Source organism: Baaleninema sp. (assembly GCF_049974805.1).
In the GTDB taxonomy this organism is placed as follows: domain Bacteria; phylum Cyanobacteriota; class Cyanobacteriia; order Cyanobacteriales; family Geitlerinemataceae; genus Baaleninema.
In genome coordinates this window covers 1-6,817 of the sequence record NZ_JBNGCO010000152.1, presented here as the reverse complement: position 1 = coordinate 6,817, position 6,817 = coordinate 1, and the positions used below count along the sequence as shown (strand labels likewise).

8 protein-coding genes are annotated in these 6,817 nt (G+C 55.8%); 6 read left to right on the top strand and 2 right to left on the bottom strand.

Annotated elements, in window-relative coordinates:
* Window positions 1-220: 220 nt before the first annotated feature.
* Entirely contained in the window at window positions 221-505 is a 285-nt protein-coding gene (locus tag ACP5D4_RS19775) for a YggT family protein (protein WP_428013331.1), read from the bottom strand.
* Window positions 506-711: 206 nt separating this feature from the next.
* Between ACP5D4_RS19775 and psbX the strand changes: the two genes are divergently transcribed.
* The 5 genes from psbX (at window position 712) to ACP5D4_RS19750 (ending at window position 4,679) form a co-directional block, all read left to right on the top strand.
* The gene (psbX, locus tag ACP5D4_RS19770; protein WP_428013330.1) at window positions 712-831 is read left to right on the top strand and encodes a photosystem II reaction center protein PsbX; all 120 of its coding nucleotides are present in this window, start codon (window positions 712-714) and stop codon (window positions 829-831) included.
* Between the two features lie 137 nt (window positions 832-968).
* A complete protein-coding gene (locus ACP5D4_RS19765; RefSeq protein ID WP_428013329.1) occupies window positions 969-2,081 on the top strand; it encodes a Ycf66 family protein in 1,113 nt (370 codons plus the stop codon).
* A 30-nt stretch (window positions 2,082-2,111) separates the two neighbouring features.
* Complete coding sequence (locus ACP5D4_RS19760; protein WP_428013328.1) at window positions 2,112-2,654, top strand: TolB family protein; 543 nt, start codon at window positions 2,112-2,114, stop codon at window positions 2,652-2,654.
* 97 nt (window positions 2,655-2,751) lie between these two features.
* Window positions 2,752-3,249: a TolB family protein gene (locus tag ACP5D4_RS19755; protein WP_428013333.1), complete on the top strand. Its 498-nt coding sequence runs from the start codon at window positions 2,752-2,754 to the stop codon at window positions 3,247-3,249.
* A gap of 2 nt (window positions 3,250-3,251) precedes the next feature.
* Window positions 3,252-4,679 (top strand): trypsin-like peptidase domain-containing protein, encoded by a 1,428-nt coding sequence (locus ACP5D4_RS19750; protein ID WP_428013327.1) that lies wholly within the window; start codon window positions 3,252-3,254, stop codon window positions 4,677-4,679.
* Between the two features lie 120 nt (window positions 4,680-4,799).
* On the opposite strand, the gene hemH is transcribed toward ACP5D4_RS19750, so the two are convergent.
* Entirely contained in the window at window positions 4,800-5,963 is a 1,164-nt protein-coding gene (gene hemH / locus ACP5D4_RS19745) for a ferrochelatase (protein WP_428013326.1), read from the bottom strand.
* Window positions 5,964-6,358: 395 nt separating this feature from the next.
* On the opposite strand from hemH, the gene ACP5D4_RS19740 reads away from it, so the two are divergent.
* Entirely contained in the window at window positions 6,359-6,784 is a 426-nt protein-coding gene (locus ACP5D4_RS19740; protein ID WP_428013325.1) for a hypothetical protein, read from the top strand.
* Window positions 6,785-6,817: the final 33 nt, after the last annotated feature.

Below are 6,817 nucleotides of genomic sequence, written 5' to 3'. Positions count from 1 at the left end.
AAAATCGGGTGTGAATCCTTATCCCGAGAAATCGTCACGCACCGCCAAGGTACACTTGAAAAATCGGGTGTGAATCCTTATCCCGAGAAATCGTCACGCACCGCCAAGGTACACCGCCAAGAGACTCGGGTGCCGTGACGCGGCCGGAAAATGTGGCTGAAATCCGGTGAATGTTGTCTTACCGCGTCACGCACCGCCCCCAAGCTGTCAACTCTTTAGGCTACTTCATCATCGTCAACAACCCTTGTTGACCGAGGAGAATTTCGCGAATTAAGCTGAAAATACCCACCCATATAATGGGCGAAATGTCAACCCCCCCGAGAGGCGGAATAATTTTGCGGGTGGGGGCGAGGAAGGGTTCGGTGGGAATCGCCACCAGGCTGAAGGGGAATTTTTGCAGTTCTGCTTGGGGATACCAGGTGAGAACGATGCGGATAATCATCAACAGGATCGTTACGCCTAGGAGAACGCTCAGGCTCAAACTGACGAGGTTTAGGGTACTCATTCGATCGATTTTAAGTATTAAGCTTTGTAACCAATTCTGAACTCTATTGTATCTCGCCCTCGGGTCGATCGATCCCCGTCGAGACAGTCAAAGCGACCTAACCTCGCAGTTCGAGAGCGGTTCGGCGGAAACCGTCTTTCCAAGCGTGCCTCAAATCGTTAAACTTGATGAAGAATTATTTTGTATCGTTTGAGGAAGAACGTTTTATGACCCCCTCTTTGATGAACTTTTTCTATAGCCTTCTGGCGGGCGCTGTTATCGTCGTCATTCCTGCGGTGGTGGCGTTAATTTTCCTGAGCCAACAAGACAAAGTTCGCCGCTCTTAATTCGGCGTAGCGTTGGCGTCAGCAGCAGGCGCAACAAGCTGACGGTGGGCATCGTCGCTTCTCGTTTGAGAACGTCGCTCGCCTTGGAGATTGTCTGTGTAAATCGCTAAGATGAGATTGATGTAGGAGAGAGGCTAATGGTGAACATCGCATTAGGCGGTCGCGGCCTGCTGCACGTAACGAACGTTCGACCCGTCCTCGCCCAAGTCGCTTACGGCTTCGGGTGGGGCAGTTTAATGGGCATAGCCCTGGTGATCTGCGGCGTGGCGCTGTACCTGCTGCGATCGACCCGTCCGAACTTAGCTCGAGATCACGATATTTTCTTCGCCGCCGTAGCCTTACTCTGCGGTGGGATTTTGTTTTTCCAAGGATGGCGTCTCGACCCCATTCTTCAATTCGGTCAGTTTCTGATGACCGGTTCGGCGGTATTCTTCGCCGTCGAAAGCATTCGTTTGCGCGGGATCGTCACGCAACAGGCGAAACGCAACACGCCCATTGTGGACGAAGAACGAGAAGTCAGCCCCGATTATCAAGCTTACGAGTACGAAGCGGAGTTCGAGGAAATCGAACCCTACGAACCCTATCCCCCGAATCGTCGGATTCCGGGAAGTCGCGATCGCCGATCGACGCGCGACGCTTACGGCTACGAAGACGAACCTCGACGCCCCCCGACGCGGCGCAGTTCCGGAAGCAGCGGTCGCCGTCCGCCGTCGGATGCGACGCGCAAACCCCCTCGCCGCCGTCCGCCGAGTGCTGGCGGCCGTCCCCCGGTCAATTTAAACGATGATACTTGGGGCGATGCGGGATACGGCGATGGGAACCGTCCGCCGAGTCGTCCGTCTCGCCGTCCGCCGAGTCGCCCGTCGGGTTCGAGTCCGTCGTCGTCTCGACGCCCCCGACCGGGACAACCTCGCCCGACGCGACCGAGTACGGAAGTCGAAGCGACGTTAGCAGACGACGAGTATTCTTCGAGTTACGGTCGATCGACCTCCCGTCCGCCCCAAGACGAACCGGACGTGACCACGGCCACTTACGAAGAGTACGAACCGCCGAAACCCTCGAGTTCGCCCCGCGATGCGGATGTGAACGTCGATTTCGACGAGGAACCCCGTCGCCGTCCTCCGGCGAGTCGCAAGCCGAAACCGCCCGTTGACGACTTCGACGATTTCGAGGAACCGGACGTGACGAGCGATTACAATCCCTATGACGACGAACTCGAAGAAGATAATTCTAGTCAGTTCGATCGATAGTCGCGAGGAACGTTGGCAGGAACGCAAGAGGTGCAGAGACGGACAGTCAAAGACTGGCTGAGACGGTTGGGGACGCGAATCGGACTCGGAATCGCCGTCTTGGGACTCGGTAGTTGTACCCCGACGAGTCGCCCCCAACTTCCCGTCGCCCTCAACAGCTATTACACGGACGAACAGCCCGCCATGAGTGGAGACGGGCGTTTTTTAGCGTTTGTCTCCAACCGGGACGGCACCCGCAGTATTTTGCTGTACGACCTCCAACGCAAGCAGTTCGCGCAGTTGCCCCGACTCAACCGCAAGGACGCCATCGCGGAAACCCCCAGTCTTAGTTATACGGGGCGCTATTTGGTTTACGTGGCCAGCGATCGCGGCCGTCCGGAAATCGAGCTGTACGATCGCATCACCCAACGCACCCAAGTCCTCACGGGAGGCTATCGCGGTTGGGTTCGCAATCCCAACATCAGTTCAGACGGGCGATATGTGGTGTTCGAGACGGGACGGCGGGGACAGTGGGATATCGAAATTATCGATCGCGGGCCGGGCATCGAACTCGATCGACCCAATGGCAGTTAAAACAGCGTCACAGCCTTGGCGCGAGAGGCAAAAAAACCGCCACAATAGAACTATCTCGACGAATTTTTCTGTGAAATCCCGAACCTGGTTGGCGACGATGGCGATCGCAGGCGTTTTGAGCGGGTGTGCGGCCTATCCCCGCCTCCTCAACACCCCCTTCGATCCCGGCGGACGCAGTTTGAACTCTCCGGCGGCGGAAATGGACCCGGACATCGCCGGACGGTTCGTCGTGTTCGTCTCGGAACGGGAAAAACGCCAGGATATTTATCTCTACGACTTGCAAACCCAACGTACCATCGCCATGCCGGGGTTAAACTCCCTGGCGACGGTAGCCGAACATCCCGACGTTTCCGCAGACGGGCGGTACATTGTGTTTGCAGGCAACCGCCAAGGTCGATCGGGCATTTTCCTTTACGATCGCGAAACCCGCCAACTGCGGAACGTCACCGACAGCCTCAACGCCACCGTCCGCAATCCCAGTATCAGCGACGACGGCAAAACCATCGCCTTTGAAGCCAACCTCAACGGTCAATGGGATATCCTCGTCTACAACCGTTCGGGTCAACCGCTCGATTTACCGACGCCTCCCCGTTAATCATGACTTCTCGACTTCTCCGTTTCGCCGCCTCGAGCCTTCTCGCAGCCGGATTCGCCACGGTCGCGATCGCGTCGCCAACTCCTTTTACCCCACAACCCGCCCTCACCCAAGATGAAGAGGAACGGACGAACATTCGCGTCTACGAAGAAGCCAGTCCCGCCGTCGTCGCCATTATTGCCGAAGACGGAACAGGAAGCGGCAGCATCGTCACCCCGGACGGCCTCGTTCTCACCAACTCCCACGTCGTCGCCAACGCCGGACGCACGGTCACCGTTCGCCTGGCCGACGGTCGAGAATACACCGCCGACGTTATCGGTTTCGACCCTGGCGGCCAAGATTTAGCGGCTTTGCAAATTCGCAACGCCCGCAACCTGCCCACCCTCGACATCGCCCCGACGAACTCCGTGCGCGTGGGACAGAGAGCGTTTGCGATCGGCAGTCCTTTCGGCTTTGAAAACACCTTCACCGTCGGCATCGTCAGCCGCATCGACCCCGACGACGGCACCATTCAAACGGACGCCGCCATCAACCCCGGTAACTCTGGCGGTCCGCTGTTGAACTCCGATGCGGAAATGGTGGGGGTCAACACGGCCATTTTCACCGTCGGACGGGAAGGAGGTAACATCGGCATCGGCTTCGCCATTCCCGTCGGCGATGTTCGATCGTTCCTTGCGGCTGTCGAAAATCGCCGCGTGGCGACGACTCCCCAAAGTGGCAGCCGGATTCCAGGGTCTCAACCGCCTCAAGCGGTGGCACTCAACGACCCGCCCGTTGACGGGGAACTGGGCAACGGCGATAACGTCCTCCCGGTTGATAACAGTTATTTCGACGCTTACAGCTTTGAAGGACAGGCCGGACAAACGGTAACGCTGGGTATGTCGTCTCTGGAATTCGATCCCTATCTCATTTTGCTGTCCCCCAACGGCGACGATATCGCTCAGGACAACAACAGCGGCGGTAATCGCAACGCCCGCATTCGTCTTCGTCTGCCGGAAACGGGACGGTATATCCTTCTGGCCAACTCCCACCAGGGGGGCGAGTCGGGACGCTATCGCCTCAGTCTCCGCAGCGACGCCCGAGGAAATGCTAACCCCTCTCCGCCGAGGGGAAACTTGCTGTTACGGGAACGGGGCGAGTTGCGACCGGGGGATTTAGTTCTTCGCGAAGACGGGAGTTTGTATGATGTCTATCGTTTTGAGGGACGGGAAGGGCAGACGGTGACGATTACGTTGGAAAGTCCTGATTTCGATACGTTTCTCTGGCTGCTGAGTGAAGCGGTGCGACCCATCGCCCAAAACGACGACGTTGCTCCCGGTAACACCAATTCGGCGTTACAGGTGCGGTTGCCCTATACGGGAACCTATTTCGTTTGGGTCAACGCTTTCGACAATACGGGACGGGGACGGTATCAGTTAACGGTTCGCTAACCCCCTCTGTATTCTCTGCTCTGTATTTTCTGGGTTTCTGGGGTGACTTGTTTCCCCAAAATTAACATCGGGTCGTTGTATGCAACGACCCGTTTCTCGTGTTTTCTCTCTGGCCTATTTCTATAAAATCCCCACGAAATGCAGCGGTCCGTATCCGGTAATCAGTTCCGCCATTAAGGCTAAAAAGCCTAACATCGCCAAACGGCCGTTCCACATTTCTGCTGAGGTGGTCAATCCCCATTCCCAGCGTTCGGGCGGATAGAATTTGGTTTGTTTGGGGGGGTGCATGACGCCATCAAAGGTGAGGTTGGAGGAGTTGGCGGCTTCGACGACTAAATCCGCTAAGTCTTCGACAAATACGGGGTGTGTGTTGAGGGCGGGGACGCGGTGGAAGTTGTGGATTCCCGCTTCTTCAGCCAGTTCCCGATATTCCATATCGATTTCTTGTAGGGTTTCGATATGTTCGGAGACGAAGCTGATGGGAACCACTACTAGGGTATCGACGCCTTTTTCAGCCAGTTCGCCGATCGCATCCTCTGTATAAGGTTGCAGCCATTCCACCGGGCCGACGCGGCTTTGATAGGCTAAGGTGTAGTCGTTGGGTCGGTTGAGGGTCTCGACGATCGCCTTCGTGCAGGCTTCGATTTCTTGTTGGTAGGGGTCTCCCGCTTCTTCGACGTAGCTGCGGGGGACGCCGTGGGCGCTAAAGAAGATGTGGGCGCGATCGGGTTCGGGGAGCTGGTCGAGTTCTTGGGCGATCAGATCCGCCATCGCCCGCAAATAGCCGGGGCGATCGTACCATGAGGGAACTACGGTGTAGTCGAGTTTCTGTAATTCGGGGTCGTCTTCCCAAATTTTTTCGAGAAGGCGGAAGCTCGAACCGCTGGTACTGATGGAAAATTGCGGGTACAGGGGCAAAATCACCAGTTTTTCGAGGTCTTCGCCGTGGATTTGGGCGATCGCTTCTTCGGTGAAGGGATGCCAGTACCGCATTCCCACGAAAACGCGAGCGTCGTATCCTCGCTGTTGCAGGCTTTGTTGCAGCGCGTTGGCTTGTTCTTCGGTGATGCGACGCAAGGGCGATCCGCCGCCGATTTCCCGGTAGTTATCCTGGGATTTGTGCGCTCGCATGGTTGAAATCATCCAAGCCAGCGGTTTCTGCAACCACCGAAAGGGTAAGCGGATAATTTCGGGATCGGAGAACAGGTTATAGAGGAAAGGTCGGACGTCTTCGAGCTTGTCCGGACCTCCTAAGTTCAGGAGCAAAACGCCAACGCGACCCATAGCAGCTAATGTTTCCCAAATTTTTATATTCTTTACCAATATTAACAGTATGAGGGGCGATCGACAAGCTCGAACCCCCCTAAACCGTAATAATTATGGGTATTTAAGCCACTTTGTAACAAATAATAAATTTTTTTAACGTTTCTCTAAAAAAGGCTTGTCAAATTCGGCATGGTTTCAACAGAATTTGGGCGCGATCGAATCGCTGGAAGTGCGGAAATACTGGGGATTTCGAGAGTGAGGCGCCGGTGTGTCGAAAGGGCTGGAGGGGAGGAGATGGGGCTGGCGTTGGGGCGTGCGATCGCGTTCTCTGAAAAGGTCTGACTGAGGTTTGTTAGATTGAAAGCAAAGATTGACAAGGATCGCTCGAAACCCTAATTTCGCCCCTCAAGACGATGAAAGCTTTTACAAATCTGTCTCTCGTCGCGTTGGGAAGTCTTCTCGCTTTCGGGGGTCTTCCCAGTGAAGTCTATGCTGGCTCGAAAGCTCTGGAATTGATGAAAAACCCCAAGATTTCGCAGGGTGAAGGGGCGGAAAGCCATTCCAATGCTGCAAGTTCCGACATAGAAACCGCCATTGAAGAAAACGAGGTGAGTGCTGAATTAGAAAGGGATTCCAACGGTTCGCAGGGCGATCGAACTGAGGGGGAAATTCCCAAAGGAACGCTCGAAGAACTCCCCGAAGAAGACGATCCCCTGACAGAATTTGAGCCGGATATCGATCGCCTGCAAATTCTCCTCGAAGCCGATCGCCTTTACCTGTCTGGAAACTACAGCGACGCCGAAGCCCTTTACCGCCAATTGACGTTCTCCCCCGCCTGAAGGCAGGGGGATTCCTGGTTCGTCGATCCACCT

What these genes read in the sequence shown, in the direction of transcription:
- ACP5D4_RS19775 (WP_428013331.1), bottom strand. Translation starts at nt 505, where the DNA reads ATGAGTACCCTAAACCTCGTCAGTTTGAGCCTGAGCGTTCTCCTAGGC.
- psbX (WP_428013330.1), top strand. Translation starts at nt 712, where the DNA reads ATGACCCCCTCTTTGATGAACTTTTTCTATAGCCTTCTGGCGGGCGCT.
- ACP5D4_RS19765 (WP_428013329.1), top strand. Translation starts at nt 969, where the DNA reads ATGGTGAACATCGCATTAGGCGGTCGCGGCCTGCTGCACGTAACGAAC.
- ACP5D4_RS19755 (WP_428013333.1), top strand. Translation starts at nt 2,752, where the DNA reads ATGGCGATCGCAGGCGTTTTGAGCGGGTGTGCGGCCTATCCCCGCCTC.
- ACP5D4_RS19750 (WP_428013327.1), top strand. Translation starts at nt 3,252, where the DNA reads ATGACTTCTCGACTTCTCCGTTTCGCCGCCTCGAGCCTTCTCGCAGCC.
- hemH (WP_428013326.1), bottom strand. Translation starts at nt 5,963, where the DNA reads ATGGGTCGCGTTGGCGTTTTGCTCCTGAACTTAGGAGGTCCGGACAAG.
- ACP5D4_RS19740 (WP_428013325.1), top strand. Translation starts at nt 6,359, where the DNA reads ATGAAAGCTTTTACAAATCTGTCTCTCGTCGCGTTGGGAAGTCTTCTC.